17 protein-coding genes and 2 pseudogenes are annotated in these 19,177 nt (G+C 45.5%); 8 read left to right on the top strand and 11 right to left on the bottom strand.

Annotation, left to right across the window (positions count from 1 at the left end; all coding sequences use genetic code 11):
- Positions 1-5 precede the first annotated feature (5 nt).
- Both JW968_00700 and JW968_00705 read right to left on the bottom strand, forming a co-directional pair.
- The gene (locus tag JW968_00700; GenBank protein ID MBN1385479.1) at positions 6-983 is read right to left on the bottom strand and encodes a heavy-metal-associated domain-containing protein; all 978 of its coding nucleotides are present in this window, start codon (positions 981-983) and stop codon (positions 6-8) included.
- 96 nt (positions 984-1,079) lie between these two features.
- Complete coding sequence (locus JW968_00705; protein ID MBN1385480.1) at positions 1,080-1,538, bottom strand: MarR family transcriptional regulator; 459 nt, start codon at positions 1,536-1,538, stop codon at positions 1,080-1,082.
- A gap of 122 nt (positions 1,539-1,660) precedes the next feature.
- Here JW968_00705 and JW968_00710 point away from each other — a divergent pair, with 122 nt between their 5' ends.
- The 5 genes from JW968_00710 to JW968_00730 are packed head-to-tail and all read left to right on the top strand — an operon-like array spanning position 1,661 to position 5,394.
- Entirely contained in the window at positions 1,661-2,263 is a 603-nt protein-coding gene (locus tag JW968_00710; GenBank protein MBN1385481.1) for a superoxide dismutase, read from the top strand.
- Positions 2,264-2,302: 39 nt separating this feature from the next.
- On the top strand, positions 2,303-3,337 hold the full coding sequence (locus tag JW968_00715; GenBank protein ID MBN1385482.1) for a 4-demethylwyosine synthase TYW1: 1,035 nt from the start codon (positions 2,303-2,305) through the stop codon (positions 3,335-3,337).
- Positions 3,330-3,587, top strand: a complete 258-nt coding sequence (locus JW968_00720; GenBank protein ID MBN1385483.1) for a diphthamide synthesis protein — start codon at positions 3,330-3,332, stop codon at positions 3,585-3,587. The genes JW968_00715 and JW968_00720 overlap by 8 nt, the downstream gene beginning before the upstream one ends.
- Positions 3,587-4,321, top strand: a complete 735-nt coding sequence (locus JW968_00725; protein MBN1385484.1) for a diphthamide synthesis protein — start codon at positions 3,587-3,589, stop codon at positions 4,319-4,321. The genes JW968_00720 and JW968_00725 overlap by 1 nt, the downstream gene beginning before the upstream one ends.
- Positions 4,318-5,394 (top strand): metallophosphoesterase, encoded by a 1,077-nt coding sequence (locus tag JW968_00730; protein MBN1385485.1) that lies wholly within the window; start codon positions 4,318-4,320, stop codon positions 5,392-5,394. The genes JW968_00725 and JW968_00730 overlap by 4 nt, the downstream gene beginning before the upstream one ends.
- A 24-nt stretch (positions 5,395-5,418) precedes the next feature.
- Here the strand turns inward: JW968_00730 and JW968_00735 are convergent, their stop codons facing one another.
- Together JW968_00735 and JW968_00740 are read right to left on the bottom strand one after the other, a co-directional pair.
- A complete protein-coding gene (locus JW968_00735; protein ID MBN1385486.1) occupies positions 5,419-5,892 on the bottom strand; it encodes a hypothetical protein in 474 nt (157 codons plus the stop codon).
- Entirely contained in the window at positions 5,846-6,214 is a 369-nt protein-coding gene (locus JW968_00740; protein ID MBN1385487.1) for a transcriptional regulator, read from the bottom strand. The genes JW968_00735 and JW968_00740 overlap by 47 nt, the downstream gene beginning before the upstream one ends.
- A gap of 130 nt (positions 6,215-6,344) precedes the next feature.
- On the opposite strand from JW968_00740, the gene JW968_00745 reads away from it, so the two are divergent.
- Entirely contained in the window at positions 6,345-7,583 is a 1,239-nt protein-coding gene (locus tag JW968_00745) for a radical SAM protein (GenBank protein ID MBN1385488.1), read from the top strand.
- Here JW968_00745 and infB read toward each other — a convergent pair.
- From infB to JW968_00770, 5 genes and pseudogenes are all read right to left on the bottom strand, one after another.
- A complete protein-coding gene (gene infB, locus JW968_00750; protein MBN1385489.1) occupies positions 7,580-9,349 on the bottom strand; it encodes a translation initiation factor IF-2 in 1,770 nt (589 codons plus the stop codon). The two genes, JW968_00745 and infB, sit on opposite strands and share 4 nt — an antisense overlap.
- A gap of 46 nt (positions 9,350-9,395) precedes the next feature.
- Complete coding sequence (locus JW968_00755; protein ID MBN1385490.1) at positions 9,396-10,073, bottom strand: hypothetical protein; 678 nt, start codon at positions 10,071-10,073, stop codon at positions 9,396-9,398.
- A 62-nt stretch (positions 10,074-10,135) separates the two neighbouring features.
- Complete coding sequence (locus JW968_00760; protein ID MBN1385491.1) at positions 10,136-10,924, bottom strand: PGF-pre-PGF domain-containing protein; 789 nt, start codon at positions 10,922-10,924, stop codon at positions 10,136-10,138.
- Positions 10,925-11,254: 330 nt separating this feature from the next.
- A pseudogene (locus JW968_00765) lies at positions 11,255-11,359 on the bottom strand (hypothetical protein).
- 897 nt (positions 11,360-12,256) lie between these two features.
- A pseudogene (locus JW968_00770) lies at positions 12,257-12,772 on the bottom strand (putative metal-binding motif-containing protein).
- 300 nt (positions 12,773-13,072) lie between these two features.
- Between JW968_00770 and JW968_00775 the strand changes: the two are divergent.
- Positions 13,073-13,282 carry a hypothetical protein gene (locus JW968_00775; protein ID MBN1385492.1) on the top strand — a complete coding sequence of 70 codons (210 nt, stop codon included), beginning with the start codon at positions 13,073-13,075 and terminating at the stop codon, positions 13,280-13,282.
- Between the two features lie 14 nt (positions 13,283-13,296).
- Positions 13,297-17,223, top strand: a complete 3,927-nt coding sequence (locus JW968_00780; GenBank protein MBN1385493.1) for a hypothetical protein — start codon at positions 13,297-13,299, stop codon at positions 17,221-17,223.
- Here the strand turns inward: JW968_00780 and JW968_00785 are convergent.
- Positions 17,212-17,874 carry a hypothetical protein gene (locus JW968_00785; protein ID MBN1385494.1) on the bottom strand — a complete coding sequence of 221 codons (663 nt, stop codon included), beginning with the start codon at positions 17,872-17,874 and terminating at the stop codon, positions 17,212-17,214. The two genes, JW968_00780 and JW968_00785, sit on opposite strands and share 12 nt — an antisense overlap.
- Entirely contained in the window at positions 17,871-19,142 is a 1,272-nt protein-coding gene (locus JW968_00790; GenBank protein MBN1385495.1) for a hypothetical protein, read from the bottom strand. The genes JW968_00785 and JW968_00790 overlap by 4 nt, the downstream gene beginning before the upstream one ends.
- Positions 19,143-19,177 lie beyond the last annotated feature (35 nt).

Genomic DNA, 19,177 nt, shown 5'->3' on the forward strand with positions numbered 1-19,177 from the left:
CCCCCTCAGCCGCCAGTGCAACCGGCACCTGAACTATCATAATCACCATAGCCACCACAACCGCCACCACAACCAGTTTTGCCACAACCTCCAGCCCCGCCGCACCCTATTGATCCTGCTTCAGCAGTATTTGCACTAACTGCTTTGAGGCCATCCTGGGCAACAGCTCCTGTTGAATCATCAAGGACTGTAGCAGGATACTCGCTGAAAACCTCCAATTGCAGCATCTGCTCTTTTGATGTCTGAGATGAATCATAAGATACATCAAAATCATTGGGGAAGCTGAATCTGACAGATTCAACTCCGGCCACAGTCTTAAGCTCATTTGAGATAAGAGGGGCGTGACCAGGGCAGGGTATATCAACACTTATCTTGAGCAGTGAATCAGGTGAACCGGGGATCCCTGCAGATGATGCTGAAGGGGAAGCTATTGAGATATTGGCCATCAGAGGGAATATCAGGAAAAAGAGCACAATATTTATCCCAACTGTAGAGCCATACATTGAAGCCAAGTACTTCCATTTCTTCCTGACACCCTCAAAAGAGAGGAGGGAATTCCTCCTCAGATAGAGGGCACTCGAGAGGGTTGCGAAAAGAATCGAAATGCCAATCAGGAAATGGAAAAAGTAACGGTTCATCAGCAAGGGCTTGAAGAACTGCATCAGCACAGTGACTCCCAGCACAGAACCGATTATGAAAGCTATACAGCCAATGTGCGGGATAAGACCATATCCAAGACCCTGCCAAAAAGTATGCTTCCTCTTCTCTCCATTTACACCATCAATAGCGTAACCAAGATCCAAGACCTTGCTCTTGATCTCATCCAGACTAATAATATCCTGGTCATACTTAATATCTGCAGTGCCCTTATCCAAAAATACCTCAATCCTCTGCACACCTTCCAGCTTTATCAGGCGCTTCTCAATAGTCCTGACACAGCTCTGGCATGTCATACCATCAATCCTAAATGTCTCATCCTTCATGTCAAAAACCTCCATAATGAGTTTGATGACAATACAAAAGTTGAAACAGCATATTATATATTGTATGAAACCAGTTTCATTGCCATAAGAACAGATTCAGTGCTTGAGAACAACCACATTGGTCATGCCGCGCCTCTTGCGCTCTATCAGACCTTTACCTTCAAGCCTGTCAAGAAGCCTAGTGACCTTGACCTTGCTCATATTAGTCTTCTCGACCAGGTCTGACTGGAAAATGGTGCCATCAGAAGATGCCAGGGCAGCCATGATGAGCTTCTCATCATTGCTGAGATCCTTTGGAAGGGCTTTCCGGGGCTTTTTATCGAATGATTCCTTGTCACCCCATAACACCAGATAGATACCTCCGATAATAACAAAGACCATGATCACAATACCTATATTTGTCTGGACATCAAGGGTCTGCCACATGGGACATTCTGATCCATGGGTACAGGATGCATTGACAATATCAGTCAAGGCCCTGTTGAATAGGTATACAATAAATCCTATCAAAACTGCAATGCCTATAATCAACAATCCCACTGTGCGGTTCTTCATTTTACTTAACAATAGTTTATTATTTATAAATGTTTCCATATGCACGGCCTTGAAAAGGGAAATCCATTTATACCAGGATATATTAACAATTGTTAATAAATCCATGAAAGGGGGTGAATGAGATGCATGAACTGCCAAAACTGGATTATGGATATGATGCACTTGAGCCGCATATCGATGAAAAGACAATGAGGATCCACCACACAAAGCACCATCAGGGATATGTAGACAAATTGAATGAAGCAGTCAAAGGCACAGAGTTCGAGAGCATGACTGCAGAAGGGCTGCTGATGCACCTGGAAAAGGTGCCGGAGAGGATCAGGACTGCTGTAAGAAACAATGGAGGGGGGCATTATAACCACTCCCTTTTTTGGAAAGTGATAGGACCTGACTGTGGGGGAAAACCCGGCGGAAAGCTAGGAGACGACATCCAGAAGAAATGGGGAAGCTTCGAGAAATTCAAAGAAGAATTCTCAAATGCAGCAGCAATAATATTCGGCAGCGGATGGGCGTGGTTAGTTGCGGACAAAGGGAAACTCGAGATAACCATCACAGCAAACCAAGACAGTCCTATAAGCAAGGGAAAGATGCCTCTCATAGGGTTAGATATCTGGGAGCACGCATACTACCTCAGATATCAGAACAAGAGGCCGGAGTATATCAAAGCCTGGTGGAATATGGTTGATTGGAAGCGAGCAGATGAAAGATATAGAAGGGCTTTATAAACCACAATATATAAAAGGGGCGAGCTTTCACTTTAAGGCATGCTGAATGATGAAACAAGAAAGGAGCTTGAAAAGCAGCAATACCGCCTTGTAGGGAACCACAGCGCTGTGAAGATATGTGGCTGGACAAAGAAGATGATAAAAGGGGAAGGATGCTGCTACAAGGAGAGATTCTACGGCATAATGAGCAACCAGTGCCTGCAGATGACCACAGCATTATCATGCGCCAACAGATGCCAATTCTGCTGGAGAGGATACAAAGCACCAGTATCAATAAAATGGGAAGGACCTATAGATGAACCCAACACCATCATTGATGGATGCATGGAAGAGCATCACGACCTGCTCGCAGGACTGAAAGGATACAAGAAGGTGAATATGGGAGCTTATGAGAGATCCAAAAATATCAGGCATGTCGCCCTGTCCTTGACCGGAGAGCCGATAATATACCCGAAGATCAATGAGATAATATCAGAATTCCACAGACGCAAGATATCGACATTCCTCGTGACAAACGCACAATACCATGAAGAGATAAACAACCTGGGACCTGTGACACAGCTCTACCTGAGCATCGGGGCGCCGAACAAGGAACTCCTGAAAGAGATCGAAAAGCCGCTGTTCCCTGACTATTGGGAGAGACTGCACAAAAGCCTTGAAAATCTGGCCAAAAAAAAGCACAGGACATGCATAAGGCTCACGATGGTAAAGGACATGAACATGACAGAACCGCAAGGATATGCAGAGCTGATAAAGAAAGGGGACCCTGACTTTGTAGAGGCCAAGGCATACATGTTTGTCGGAGCGTCAAGGCAGAGGCTGAAGCTCGAGAACATGCCATACCATCATGAGGTCATGGAATTCACCAAGAAGCTGATCGAATACCTGCCGGATTATGAGATAGCATCAGAGCATGAGCCATCAAGGGTCGTGTGCCTGGCAAAGAAAAAATTTAAGAAGGATGGCAGATGGCACACGTGGATAGACTTCAAGAGGTTCTTCCATCTTATTGAAGCAGGAGAAGAAGCCGCAGATTACAACAGACTGATGCCAGAGGCATTCGAATATGTATGATCTTGAGATCAACAGGCTGAAAGAGGAGATCAGGAAAAGGAATGCGAAGAGAGTGCTGCTGCAGCTGCCTGACGGGCTCAAGCCAAAGGCGAAGGAGATAGTCGATGAGCTGCAGAAATATTCAGCGGTCGAAGTGTTTGTGTGGCTAGGGAGCTGCTATGGCGGATGCGACATACCAGATGTAAAAGCCCTGGGTGTCGACCTGATAGTGCAATACGGCCACAGTATATTCCATAAGGAGGAATGGTGATGGGCATAATCTTCATGGATGCAAAGTGGGACAAGGAGATCAAGCTAGGGGAAGAAGTGATTGAATACCTCGAAGAGTATGCAAACTCAGTGGCGCTGTTCGCTTCAGTGCAGTTCCTGAACCTTGACACTGTGAAGCAGCAGCTGCGCTCCCGGGGGATAGAGATAAGGACAACAAAAGCAAAAAGGACAGATGAAGAAGAGCAGATACTAGGATGCGACTGCTACCCTGATTCATTTGCAAAAGGCATAATCCCAGAAGCTGATGCAATCCTCTATATAGGGGACGGCATGTTCCACCCCCAGGCGCTACTGCTAGCACAGATGCATACAGATAAGAAAAAAGAGATAATCACATGGAATCCTGCAGCAGAGAAGATGAGGATAATCAAGCCTCTGGAAGTCAAGAAAAATCTTGCAAAATACAAGGCGAACGTAATGAGATTCATGTCTGCAAAGAACATCGGCATCATGGTGACGACAAAACCGGGCCAGCAGTTCCTGGAGAAAGCGATAGAGCTCAAGGATGGCATCGCTGCCAAAGGAAAGAAAGCATACATATTCCTGGATGATTCAGTAAGCCTTAATCAGACAGAGAACTTCAACTTCATAGAGTGCTGGGTCAACACAGCATGTCCCAGGATAGGTCTTGACGACATACTGCATCTTGAAAGGCCTATGATAAACATCAAAGAAGCCTTTGAGCCAGAGAAAGCACTGGAGCAGATAAAATGAACAGGATGCTTGAATTCATAATATTCTTCAGCTTCTTCCTGGGGGTCTATGCTGCAATGAACTATTATGCCTATCTAAGGCTTGACATCATACTCGGAAGCAGACCCTGGCTCATGCCATTGATCATATTATTGGGGCTGAGCTTCCCATTGCTCAGCGTGACCGAGCGGTTCATGCATCATAATACAGTGAGATATGCTTACATAATGTCCACAATATACCTAGGGGTATTGTTCTTCATGATAGTGGCATTCGCATTATTGGATCTTGCCCATCTGGGTTCACTCATAGCAAAATCAAGCTTCAACTACCAACTAATCGGCCTGATAGCCCTGATAATAGTGATACTGGTGTCAGGATATTCAATGTTCAATGCCACACAGCTGAACATCAAGAAAATAAGCGTGCCAGGGGATGATGAGCTGAAGATAGTGCAGCTATCAGACATACATGTCGGCACAATACACACATCAAGATACCTGAAGAAGATTGTCAGAATCTCGAATGAACAAGAACCTGATATTGTGGCAATAACAGGAGACCTGTTCGACGGAAGCGACGGAGTCAATAAGGAACTGATAATGCCCCTGAAAGACCTGAAGGCACGCCTTGGAGTGTACTTTGTGACTGGAAACCATGAGACCTACCTTGAGACAGACAAGATAGTGGAAATGGTGAGATCACTGAATGTGACAGTACTCAGGAATGAGATGACAGAAGCCGGCGGGGTGCAGATCATAGGGATAGACAACCCTACAAATGACCTCAAGAACAACATCCATCATCTCAAGAATATGGATATAGACAAGAAAAAGACCACAATACTGCTATATCATACGCCGATAGGGGTGAAAGAGGCATCAGAAGCAGGAGTTGACCTGATGCTCTCCGGCCACACGCACAATGGCCAGATATGGCCATTCGACATCATGGTGAGGCTGTTCTTCAGATATGTGAAAGGCCTGTATGAGGTCGGGGACATGCACCTCTATCTCTCTCCGGGGGCAGGGACTTGGGGACCGCCGATGAGACTTGGATCAAGATCAGAGATATCCGTCATAGAGATGAAATAGAGAAAAATAGAGAAAATAAATGTCTTACTGCAATTCTCCGATATAGAATTCATCAAGCTTCAGAAGAGCCTTGCCAGAATGGGGCTGACCATCACCGGGCTTTGCCTCGAAAAGCGTGGTCGCATCAGTCCCGCAGCCTTCAAGGATAGCATCCCCTCCAGGATGAGCACCGCTTGAGATGAAACCAGTTACATCAAATACCTCACCATTGACAGCCATCCAGCAATCATCAGCAGAATCGTGCTCTGCAATCTGATACATAGCAATCCCTCCAATGACCATCGCAGGGTCAAGACCTGACTCGTTGTCAGGATAAAAAGTAGTCTTCAGCTCCTGCTTCTTATCCTTGGCAGGGTCAGAAATATCCTGAGCTGTATTCTCATCAGGCAATCCCGCAGGAGAACATGCAACAATGAAAATCAAGAATATCAGCAAAGCAACATACCGCATATCAACCACCCAGGCATATCCTGCAATTCTTAGGCAAGGACTTATCATGCTTCCTATGGATGCAGCACAAAGTCTTTGAGCCCCTGAAACTGGCACACAGATCATAGATGAGCTTCATCACATTCTTCCCATCATCAATGATGCTGCGGGCTGTCTTCCTTATCCTATCTTTCTCGGCAATCGTAAAATTAATCTCCGCGCCCCTTTTGTCCTTCAGATACTGCGAGACAGCAGCCTCTGTGATGCCAAGCAATCGGGCTGCGTCCTTCTGCTTGAGCTGGAAATCATGCACAAATGACTTGGCAAGGGCTTTCCTGATAGAAGGAAGAAGATACCAGACTTCAATCTCCTGAGGCATGACATGAGTCATTTTACAATCGTTAAGTATGAGGTCATTTAAATAATTTACCATAGTTAAGCAACATATTTTACAATATTCAGGCAGCATATGCGCCTACGGAGGAGGAAAATTTTTATAGACATATACAATCCAGTGAAACATGCTAAAAATAAAAGATATTAAGTTCATAGAGCAGGATGGAAAAGTGAAAGTGACAGTGTATAACCTGTTCTACAAAGAATTCAACAAAGAAGAGCTGGATGAGATAGGTGATTACCAAATAAAAGAGAACAGGATAAGCATAGGAAATCTTGATGATGATGCAGCCTCGAAAAGATTCATGCGATTCTTCCGCAGGCATAAGACAGAACTTCAGTTTTCTCTGAATGGGAATAAAGCAGTATATGTCGATGAGGATCTTGGCTTGCCTTTGATTGGACTTAATTTCCTGGGCATTGTTGACAAGGGAAGCGAGATGATAGAGGTCAAGCCCATCACGAACTGCAATGCAGACTGCAGTTTTTGCTCAGTGAATGAAGGCTGTTCCTCCAATAAGCAAGCTGATTTTGTTGTTGATGTTGATTATCTGATTGCTGAGACTGTCAAGCTGCTTGAATTCAAGGGAACACCGGTGAGCATATGGATAAACCCCCACGGAGAGCCCACACTATATGCAAAACTGGCGCTTTATTGCGATGAGATGCTCTCACATGAGCTTGTCTCTGATATACACATCGTGACAAATGGAGTATTGTTCAACTCTCCGCTGACAGACTGCTTATCTGACATTGCAGAGAGATACGGCAAAGAGATAAAGATCTCGGTTTCTATGTCAGGTGTCGGTGTGGAGAGACAGGAGAAGAGCAAGCATAACAAGAACGGCTTCATGACATCAAAACTGATGATGGGCTCTGGCTATAATATTGATGTGGTCCTCAAGAATCTCAATTATGCAAAGGAAAGGCTTCCGGTCATGATAACACCAGTATGGGTCAATGGGATGAATGATGACGACATCAAGAAACTTGCGCTGTTAGGCAAGAAACTCGGCCTTGAGGTGTCTATCCAGAAATTCTGCAAGAACAAACGCGGCAGGAATCCTGCTCCGGAGATCAGCTGGGATGAATTCTTTGAAAACATGAAAAAGCTTGAGGAGGAGACTGGAGTCAAGCTCTTGAAGCCTCTTGGCAAAATAAAGGAGACAAAAGAGCTCCCGATGGTCTGCAGGAAAGGTGATAAGGTGCAGGTGCAGGTCCTGTGCGGGGGGAGATATCTGAATGAGAGAATCGGTGCTCTTGATGGGAGAGCCATCTCTTTGATCGGATGTTCAAAAGACAAAGGGACAATTAAGGCAACAATACTGCAGGCAAAGCATAATCTCTATCTAGGGAAGTGCTAGACACCCCATAAAGGGTTTGATTTCCTCATGATATCAGCAATCTCTTTGAGAAGCGCTATCTCAGCGGGCTTCAGGAGCGATTTGAGGTCCTTCAGCTTCCTGAAATCCTCCTCTGGGATGAAAGAATAAAGTATATCTCGTTCATTTATCTGCCTTCCCACTGTGACGCCTTCATAGGCGACTGCGACCTGCTTGCCCCTGTCAGCAGAAGAGATTGTCTTGGATTCTAATTGCAGTGATTTTATTGTTGTGAATGGCTTTCCATCAGGCTTCATCAATTGCATGCCTGACTTCACAGTGCCTTCAGTGACTTCAGTGCCGACAATCGCAGGATTGTTCTGGCGGAACACATAACCTGCCATCAGCATCAGCTTGCAAGGCCTGACAAGACCTTCAAGCTGAGACTTCTCCATGGCACCTGACCTCTCCTGCTTCCACTTCTCATAATCCTCAAGCAGACGATAGATGACATCATTCAGCAATATCTTACAATGATCAGTCTCCTTGACATCAAGGTCCATGCAGATATTGAAACCAAGAATCACTGCAGTGAGGGGATCCTCCTCAAAATTCGATTCTGCCTCAGAGACATCCTTCTTGGATATATGGCCGATAGCAGCTTTCCTTATAGGGATGCCTTTCTCCTTGAGCAGATGATGCATAGCCTCAAGGCTGCCGAGAGTATCAGCCTTGATGATGATGCCATTCTTCTCAGTGCTCAACAAAGCCTCATCAACCTCCTGCCTGATATCCTCCTTGACCCTGTCAACATCCTCAGGATTGCAGGAGACAATCGGCATGCCAGAGATCGCAGCCTCTATATTAGGCGCAGAAATCTTCACACCGATAGCTGCGCTCACTGATTTCACAGGAGAGAACTTCGACTTCCTGTCGCGCATCTCAGCAAGAGGTGCTGGCTGGAAAAGAGCCCTGACTTTCGTCACAATGGGCTCTCCAAGAGTCCCTATGACAATAGTGTCATTGACCTTCAGAGCACCATCATATATTATGACATCAAGAGTCTTGCCCATGCCCTTTGACTCCTTGACTTCCATTATTGTGCCTTTTGCAGCGCCATCCACATCAATCTTCAGGGATTTCTCAAGGTATCTCTGGGCCAACCCTGCAATGACCATCAACAATTCAGGGATACCAGAACCGGTCTTGGCAGAGCAAGGGACAATCGCAATCTGGGAAGTGTAATCCTCGACGCGATCAAAGCGTTCAGAATTCATGCCGAACCTCTCATTGATCTGGCCGACAAGCTCATACAGCTTGGTATCTACCTTTGTCCTGGCATCATCAGACTGCTGGGCAATCTGAGCCAGGAGAGGACCTTCATATGACCTCCACCCAGGCACGAGATCAATCTTATTTGCGGCAATTATGAAAGGGGTCTTTGAAGCCCTGAGAATCTCAATGGCCTCAACTGTCTGGGGCTTGAAACCCTCATTCATGTCAATCACGACAATCGCGATGTCTGACAATGAACCGCCACGCTTCCTCAGTGTGGTGAATGCAGCATGACCAGGTGTGTCGATGAACAGCAGGCCCTGGATCGTGAAATCCATCTTCAAGGCCTTGAGAAGAGAACCGCACTTCTGCCTTATGACATCCAAAGGTATTATGGATGCACCAATGGATTGGGTGATCTTACCAGCCTCTGCATCAACAATACAGGAACCTCTAACCTTATCAAGTATTGAAGACTTTCCATGGTCCACATGCCCCAAAAATGCACAAATAGGGCTTCTGATGACTGCCATGAGACAGAAAAATAAGAAAGACCTTTTTAAAGGTAGCGAAATATCATCATCCCTTATTAAAAAGCTTCGGATTCACCTTCGCAAACTTCTCCAGGAGCAGATTGAAGCCTTTGAGATGACCTGACTTCACATAAAAATAGCCCGCTGTCGAAACCACCAGGGCGCCGCAGGCATCGATGATCAGGTCCCACATGGTGTCAACAAGGCCGGACTTCTGCATATTAAACCCGAGAGTCGAGTCGACAGTGAACTCGACAATCTCCCAAAGAGCACCGATGCTTAGAGCGAAAGAGAAAGAAAACAATGCTACAAAGAATGGGTCTAATATAATCTTCCTGGAGATGTACAAGGAATAAACTATCATGAAACCCAGGAAAGCAAGCACAATTGCAGATGAGCAGTGGAGGACCAGGTCCCACCACCAGAACTTCGTATAATAACCATGGACCTCTCCGAGGAATATCGAAGAGAAAAGGAATATGATGACAACCAGCTCAAGCTCAATGGGCAGGGTTATGTAATAATTCCTCTTGATAAGAGCAGGCAGGAAAGTCAGGACAAAAGTGGAGAAAGAGAGAAAAAGAGTGAACCATTCCCTCTGCCAGACAGAACTGACAACTGCAACAACCAATATCATCCTTATGATGGTGGTCACAAGGAATGCAGTCCTGACATAAAGCCTGTCAGCTTTAGGAAGCCGGGGAAATCTTAAAAATCCTATCATCAGAATCATAATCCAGAATCAATTTATATATTTTGTCAAGAAAAAAGAGCAAAAAAAAATTATTACTTCTTCTTGCCTGGCTTCTCATCCTCAGGTGTCTTCAGGGACAGATAACCGACAACAGCTATGACAAGCACACCAAGGACCACAAGCAATGCAGTGATCTTCCTGGAAGCTGAGTCATCGATCTCCTCGACAACCTGAACATCCTCGACCTGAGGCTCTGGTTCAGCTACGGGCTCTGGAGCCGGAGCAGGGGCTTTCTTCCCTGCAATGGCGAACTCTGAGAGACCAGGAGCATCAGCCCAGAACATAGTGTAATCTGAGTTGCTTCCCTGAGATTGGGTCTCGAGCTCTGTCCAAGAGTCTGTATACCTATAAAGCCTTATGTCCTCAGCCTTGAAGCCATTCTGCTGCATCCAGGCATTGTCCACCCTGAACCTGAACCTTGCTCCCTGTACGGCGGAGTCATCAAGATTCTCGTGCTCAACAATAAGATACCTGTAGACATTGCCTAATTCTGAGGCTTTCAATGGCTTGGCAGGAACACCTACAACCATATCAACCCTCTGGCTGGCCTTCTGGACCGAGACCTCGAGCTGAGTGACAGGAATGTCTGCCTTGTCGATGCTCATAGTAAGGAGGGACGGCGCACTGACCTCAGGATAATAGTGCTTTGCATTCGGATAGGTTGGCAGGAAATCTGTCTTAGGCCCTGTCCATCCTCCCTTCATGACCAAAGGAGATCCCCCTTTCATGACCAAAGGCGAACTGCCGCCTGATGAACATTTCTTGTCAGCACCATTGCAGTCCTCGTCAATGCCATTCCCGCAGATCTCATTCTGAGGCATCACGGCATCGCAGTCATTGTTCCATGCGCCTGCTGTGCAGGTCTGAGTGCCGAGAGTGCAGATGCCTATGTTGCCGACTCCGCAGTCCCTTGTGGCTGTTGATCCTACCGAGGCATTATCATCGTCGCAATCTGAAGCCAATACCAGACCATCCTGATCAAGGTCATCGTCCAATGTCGCAGGATTGCAGTCATCATCCAAACCATTGTATGGAGTCTCTGACTTCCCTGGATTTATGTTCGGATTGTCATCGTTGCAGTCAATGAGCACAGGCTCGCAGAATCCTGGAACAAATTGGTCATAACCATCACTGTCCCTATCGCATTCTGTATCCGATGTTGCAGGATTGCAGTCATCGTCAATGCCGTTGAAAGGGATCTCTGCTGCTCCTGGATTTACATCCGGATCTGTGTCATCGCAATCATAGACGCTCAGACCAGAGCATGCAGCTTCAGGGACATAATTATCGCCATCAGCATCAAAGCCCTCATCAGTCTGGCCGTCGCAATCATTGTCCTTGCCGTCGCAGACGGACTCATCAGCCTGATAATCAACGCTGTGGGCTGCATAAGTGGCCTGTGTGCAGGCATCCCACTCACCATCTGTGCAAACATCCTTGACAGATCCTGCGCAGACACCGACCTGGTTGTCGCAAAGAGGAGCGACATCGCAGGAATTCACGACAGTGAACTGGACTGGATCGCTTGTTGTCTTGTATATGGATTGGGCTGAATCAGCAATCTCAACCCTGTACGAAACAACATCCTGAGGCAGGAACTTGCCGATATTTGCTGTGAAGTCAAACATGCTCTTTGTCATTGCCACAACCTGCTGTGCACCGCCATTTACTGTGTACTTGACCACGCCAGACAGGGTGTCATGATAGCCGAAAGCAGATGCTCCGACAATCACATCATCATTATGGCCTGGCTCCAGAGGTGTGTGGGAAACTGAATTTATTATGGGCTTGAAGTGGCCATAAGCAAAGAATGCAGATACAGTCTTTGACTCAGAGCTTCCTGTCACAGTGGCCTGAAGCCTGAATTTACCTGCAGGCGTATCAGGTGTATCCTTCACCCAAATAGTTGCAGTGCAGTCAGGCTGGACAAGACCATTGATCTCCCAGCCTGTCCCTCTGGTAACTTCAGCACCGCTCGGATTGAAAAGCTTCAGTGCACAGGAAACCAAACCACCCTCATCTTCCCTAGCATCGCTTGCAATATTTATATTCTGGGCAGGATCTGAACATGCAGGACCTGGCCAGCAAGTAGCTGGATCCACAGAATAATCATTCAATGTAAGCTGTGTGAAAAAAAGACCTGCCGGCGGATCATCACTGTCAGGAGTAGAAGGATCGCAATCATCATCCTTGCCGTTACCCATTATCTCGGTCTCACCCGGATTGACATCCGGATCATTGTCATTGCAGTCATCGCCACCATAAGCGACTGCATCATATCCGTCGCTGTCAGCATCAGTTATCTGGCCTGTGTTGATGGTGAAAGTGACGCTGTCACATGCATCTGGGTACTGGTCAAGAGTGCAGTAATTGGTGCCGCCTGATGAAGCCATCCAGACATTAACTGTGTGCTGACCATCAGCAAATGTCCCGGGAAAAACATATGTCTCAGTCAAACCATCAGCAAATGGTGTGGCTAGAAATACAGACGGATTACCATCCATCTGCACATACACCCGCGGAACATTGAAATCTCCTGTAAACTGGATTGTGACAGTATCGATATCAAGAACCTCTCCCTGAGCAGGTGAGTCTATCGTGATGACAGCACCCAAGGCTGAGAAGCTCATGATTAACAATACACACAAAAACAATGCTAGTTTCCTCATTTTCTACCCCCCAAAATCCCCCTAAAAGGGCCATATTGATTATTATTAAATAGTATCTCGATGGCTTTACTTGCTCATAATAAAGCACGTTGAGTACTAGTGAGGAAGGAATAAGTTGGCATATATAAAGATTGTTGAATTACAGGCTAGAAAGCCAAAATTCTGGGGTTTTACCACTTGTTAGGGAATATGAATTTTTCAAAACTTGACAAGCCATGATAACCCTGAAATCTGACTCCTAAAAGGAAATCAAGAAAAATATACATTAATATTAAATATTAGTGTATACTTTTTTGTGGCATGAAAATTGAGAAAGTCATCAAAGAAATCCAACAGATACTTGCAAAAGATACCAGAGGATTGACAATCCAAGAACTTTCTGAGATAACCAAAGTGTCAAGGATAACAACATCCATGGCACTGATGAAGCTAGAAGGGGCAGAAACCATAGTTGTCCGCCCAGTCGGAAACTGCAAACTCCACTATCTAAAGGAGAAATACCCGAAATGAGCAGAAAAAAAATCATGGAAATTGCATTATTTATTATAATAATACACTTAATAATATATTCATCTGCAGCATTGCACCCTAATGATTACTGGACAGAATCAAACAATGGCATTGTGAGCTGGAATGTGAGAAGCATAGCAGTTGACCATCAGAATTCTTCAATAATATATGCATTGACACAGGCCAATGGAGTATATAAATCAGTGGATGGAGGAGAGACATGGAACCCAAAAACAAATGGGATCCCCGCTGATCCGAGCGTCACATGGGGCCACCTGTTCGGCAACCAGCTGACAATGGATCCGAGCAACAGCTCGATATTATACACGAACTTCGGAGGCATGCCTTTCAGGACAGCAGATGGAGGAGAGAGCTGGCAGAACATCACAGAAGGGATAGACACATGCCTGCCGCAGCATGCAATAGCTGGTGTTGCAGTGGATCCACAGAACAGCAGCCACATATTCGCAGCATTCACAGTATCAAGCTGTCCGGGGGGGATATATGAATCAGATGACAGCGGTGCGACATGGACACATATCGCGTCATATTCTGGATCAGGGGACCTCAACAATGATGCATGGGCATTGACTGTTGATCCTACAAACAGCTCAAGATTATACAGCGCACCGCAATACCTGGGATTCCTGTACTCGACCGATGGAGGGCATCACTGGACAAGGAATTCTCCAACAGGAGCAACATTGATACCTGGAATGGAAGTCGAGGTGCATCCAGAGAATACAAGCAGAATAATTTTGGGACAGGACACAGGCCTCTATGTATCACAAGATCATGGCATCAGCTGGACAGATAAGACTGATGTCATGGGCGGAGCAGTCTATGACATCGACTTTGCACCATCAGACCCCAGCATAGGATATGCAGTCGGTATGGGTGGAATAGCAAAATCAACAGATGGAGGTCTCAGCTGGTCAAAGATGAATGATGATGAAAGCCTTTCACTGAGAAGCGTCGCAATCGATCCAGATGACCCAGAAAGGATATACCTCGCTGACCTTGGAAAGGGAGTATTCATGTCGACAAATTCAGGAGAAGACATCGAGCAGAAGAATTCCGGGCTGCCAATCTCACGCGATATAAGAGCAACAGCGATAGCGCCTAGCGACCCGACAATATATTACATATCTGTGATCGGGAATGGATTCTACAGGAGTGAGGACAAAGGGGAGAGCTGGACACTCATGAGCGTGCATGGAGATGTGATAAACACAATCGACATAGAAGTTGACAACAATGACCCAGAAATCGTATTTGCAGGAATCACTAACATATACAAATCGACTGACGGTGGCATCACATGGAATGAAACACTTGAATCTGGAGATGATACAATAACAGACATTCAAATGGACCCAAATGACAATTCCATCATATTTGCCACGAGCTCAAGATGGCCCTCTTCATCCTTGATATATAAATCAGAAGACAATGGGGATACATGGGGGACAAAAACCGGATTCAGCCTTGTAACAAGAAGCGTTACACCGATAGTCATAGATGAGAGCAACAGCTCAAGGATATATGTAGGGACATACAATGGTCTCCGCAGAAGCATGGATGGGGGAGAGACATGGAGCCTGATAACCAACGGACTAACAGGCTATGGAACATGGATAGATGGAATTGGGATATACCCTGAAAATCCAAGCAGGCTATACCTCACTGCAAGAGACCATAACCTCCATTATTCAGATGATTATGGAAGCAGCTGGGCCACAAAAACCAATACTGCATCCTACCCCGGCAGGATAATAATCGATTGGCATAACCCTGATGATTTCTATGTCTTCACGCTCTATTCCTGGATGAAGTTCCTTGCAAATGCATCATCAAAAATATATATGCCCACAACAGGAATCAAAGGTGATGCCAAACGCTTCAGGGAATCTGCACTGCAAGACCCATTGAACCCGAACAGATTCATAAGCGGAGACTTCAACCAGGGATTCATGGTATACAATAGGTATGAAGACAGAAAAGTCTCATATATGCTCCCAAAAAGGGTGATCCAGAACCATACACTCTATATCTCAGGGACAGTTGAGGACAAACTGGATGGTGATGTGGACCTGATGGTCAATGACAGCGGGACAATCCTGCTCAACAAAACTGTTCCTGCTGAAAACGGTCACTTCGAATATCAATTCCTTGTCAATGCCAGTATCCCTATAGGGCAGAAGAAAATAACGTTCTATTTCCACAATCTCAGCGCAGGAGCCGACGGGTATAATGAGGCATATTTCACAGTGGATGATCTCAACATCCCCACCAATCACATGCCGCAGACATCTGGCTTCAACATGAGCTATGACTATACCTTAGACTGGGTGCGAGCAGGAGATTTCAATTATTATGATGAAGACGATGATGAAGAAACTGGCTCCATAAAGGATATCTACATAAACAATGCGTTCCTGAAATCAGAGAGCTCCAGCCAGACTGCACTCATCCACTTTGATGGGAGCCCGAATACAACAGAAAACGACCCTTATGACTACAATGTGGATGGAGAATTTGATTATGCAACAGGAAAATTCGGACAGGCCATCCATTTCGGAAACTACAGCTGGGTCAACTATGACTCCAGAGATGTCATGGATCTCCATCAAGGAACCATCGAGTTCTGGGTGAATACAGACTGGGATTGGGACAACCTGACAGAAGATGTATGGTTCATATGGTTCTCAGGATACTACGGGGACTATATCTATCTCCTGTGCAATGCAACAACAGACACCTTGGACTATATCCTATATTCCAACAGCACAAAAAGTAACATCAGCATAGACACGTCAGACTGGACCAAAGACGAATGGCACCATATCGCAATCACATATAACCTATCCGGCAGCCATGAAAATAATTCCATGGAGATATTTGCAGACGAGAGATACAGTTCAGAATCAGGCATATACCCTATCAGGACAATAGGATTATATGACGCGATCGGATTCGGCCATCATCACTATTCAATGGATGAACTCAGGATATCAGATGCAGTGCTTGATCCCACAGTAATAAACTACAGCAGGCACAGGGACACAACATTCTATGATGATGAGATTCTCGTCGACAATAGTCATTATGGTGGATTGGACAACATCACGCTCAAATACTGCCCTTATGATGGAACGATGTATGGGGAATGCTTGAACAGGACTGTGCTTATCAACCAGCCGCCGATTGCGGAAAGCATACTCCTGAATCCCGAAACTGTTCTGCCAGATGGGACACTGACCTGCTATGGGGCTGCATCTGATCCTGAAGGACAGCCAATGACATATTATTACCAATTCTACATCAATTCAATCGGACAAGGATGGAGCCTTAGCAGTCAATTCGACTGCGATGGTGTATGCAACGAGCTCGATGATATATACTGCGAATTCTACGCGAATGACAACGAGTGGAACACATCCATACTGCAGAGCAATAATGCCACAGTGGTCAGTGACTCAGATGGAGACACCGGCGGAGACACCGGCGGAGGCTCTCCGCTCGCGCTCAAGGGAGGAGGGGGCGGAGCGTATTATGCCGCCGAAGCTGCAACAAACGAGACCTGCACTGAAGACTGGAGCTGTGGAGAATGGAGCGAATGCATGGAGGGTATCAGAATCAGGGAATGCTTTGATACAAATGACTGCAAGACAAGTGTTAATATCCCGGCGACACAAACTGCATGCGAAGGAGAACCTCCTATATTCATAGAAAAGGCAAAAGGGACAACAGAAGAATTTGAGACAATAATGGGACTGAAAGAGATAAATTACCACAACCTTATAATGTGGACAGCATCAATGGCAACAAGCGCCCTGATAATAATATTCATAATACTGGCACATGCAAGACCGCCGAAGAACAAAATCGATGAGATAAAGAAAGAGATGGAAGAATTTGGAATAAAATCAGCCAAATAATATCAAGACAAGCGTATAGAAGACAGCACCTGCAAGGAACCAAAGCGGCCTGCCATGCCTGCCATGGGGTATAGAATGCCTGATGACAGAGAAAGCTATTATACCGATCACCAGGCCAAGTATTATGGTCTCAGTCAGAAGAGACATATGATGAACATAAGTCCTGTAAATTATGCCCAGCAAAGTGGATGATGAAAGGATGATCTTGACCCAGACATGCCTCGAGGCCTCGACAGGCAGGGTATCCAAAGTCGTGTAAAGCAGGACAGGGATGAAGAAAAGGAAAGCCCGGGTGAAACTGAAAAAAGTGAAGCTGGCAATTATGATGCCAATGGCAAAATGATATATGAAGGATATCACAGAATCCTCAATAGCCAATTCCTTTTTCCTGAGCCTCCTAGGAGCCCTTGTGTAGATATATTTCTCCACAAGATGGATCATGATGAAACCTACAAGCAGCGAGAGGAAAAGGAAGCGGTTCTGCACAGAAAGAGCAAAATTAGGGAGGAGCTCAAGGAAAAGATAAGTGATCGACACTCCGGCTGAGAAAGAGACAAGATGCACATAATACCTTGTCCTGTTAGCTGAAAAGGTCTGGCCAAAATACAAGGCCAAAGCCATCACGAGTCCGAAAAATATTGGCTGGATCATAATTTCCTCACAATGCCTTTCACTGCATCCACCTCAACAAGATCCTCATCTTTTAAAACTTTTGTGGCAATCTTGGTGCCGATAATGCAAGGGACATTCAGTTCTCTTGAAACAATTGCTGCATGGGATGTTACACCTCCAGCATCAGTTATTATCGCAGCCGCCTTCTTCATGGCAGGCACAACATCAGGATTAGTGGCAGGAGAGACAAGTATATTTCCCTGCTCCATCTTTGACATATCTTCTGGGAAGAAGATGAGCTTGACAATGCCAGTTGCTATTCCCGGGCAGGCGCACATGCCCTTTATCTCATCAGAATCCGGCATTTCATGCTGCTCAATCTGAATAATATATGCCTTTGCTTGCTTGCCATACTCAAAACTGTTCTTCCCATTCCTGCTTACCATGACACAGCCCATGTTACGCTTCTCCAACTCCATCTTGTCAACCATCTTGTTATTTAGGAAGAGCTCTCTTCTCTCTTCGGGAAGCATCCACCTTGACTGATCAAGAGAATAATCATATCTGCGGCAGATCTCCTTATATATCTTATAGATATAATAAAAAGAATGAGTGAATCTCTCTTTCCTATATGGTTTTGTATAGAGAAATCCTTGAGCAATCTTGAAAAGCTTCTGATGCTTCTCATCAATAATATATTTCTCTATGCATTCTCTCTTCTTTTTCTCAACCTGTTCATCTTTTTTCCTAATCTCTGCCAAAAACTGTTCAGGCTTCTGGGAACTTGAGGCCAATGTGAGCAGCTTCTCATAAAAATATTCCATACCCCATAATGCACCGAGGAAATCATGAGGTATCCAGTGATATTCCGCATGATGTGCCTCAAGAAGCTTGAATTCTTCAGGGAAACTCTCCTTGAAATGCCCGATCTTTGGGTTATCCTTCAGGAATTTTGTTGATTCTGGTGAAAATATCTTCTTGCACATCTCTAGGAAAGCAATCTCCTCTTCTGCAACAACAGTCTTTCCTTCGGGTGTGCAAAGTACAGAGAAGACCTCGCCTGCGTTATCACCTGCAACGCTCTTAAGATAGTCAAGCAGATAATTGGAGAAAAAAGGCTCCCAAGCATCAAGAATCATAGGGATATTCCCTGAAATGAACATCTCGATACCAAGCTGGTAAAACTCATTGAAACATCGCCAGAGCTCTTCTCCTGAAGCCTTCTCAACATCCAAATCCTTTAGGTTCTTCTCTGTTGTTGCAAAGATATTGTCTGCGTGCTTCATTATGTCTTTGATCACCCGCATACCATAATCTGGATCATCAATGAGTCTCTTTAGAA

Source organism: Candidatus Woesearchaeota archaeon (assembly GCA_016928155.1).
In the GTDB taxonomy this organism is placed as follows: Archaea; Nanobdellota; Nanobdellia; order Woesearchaeales; family JAFGLG01; genus JAFGLG01.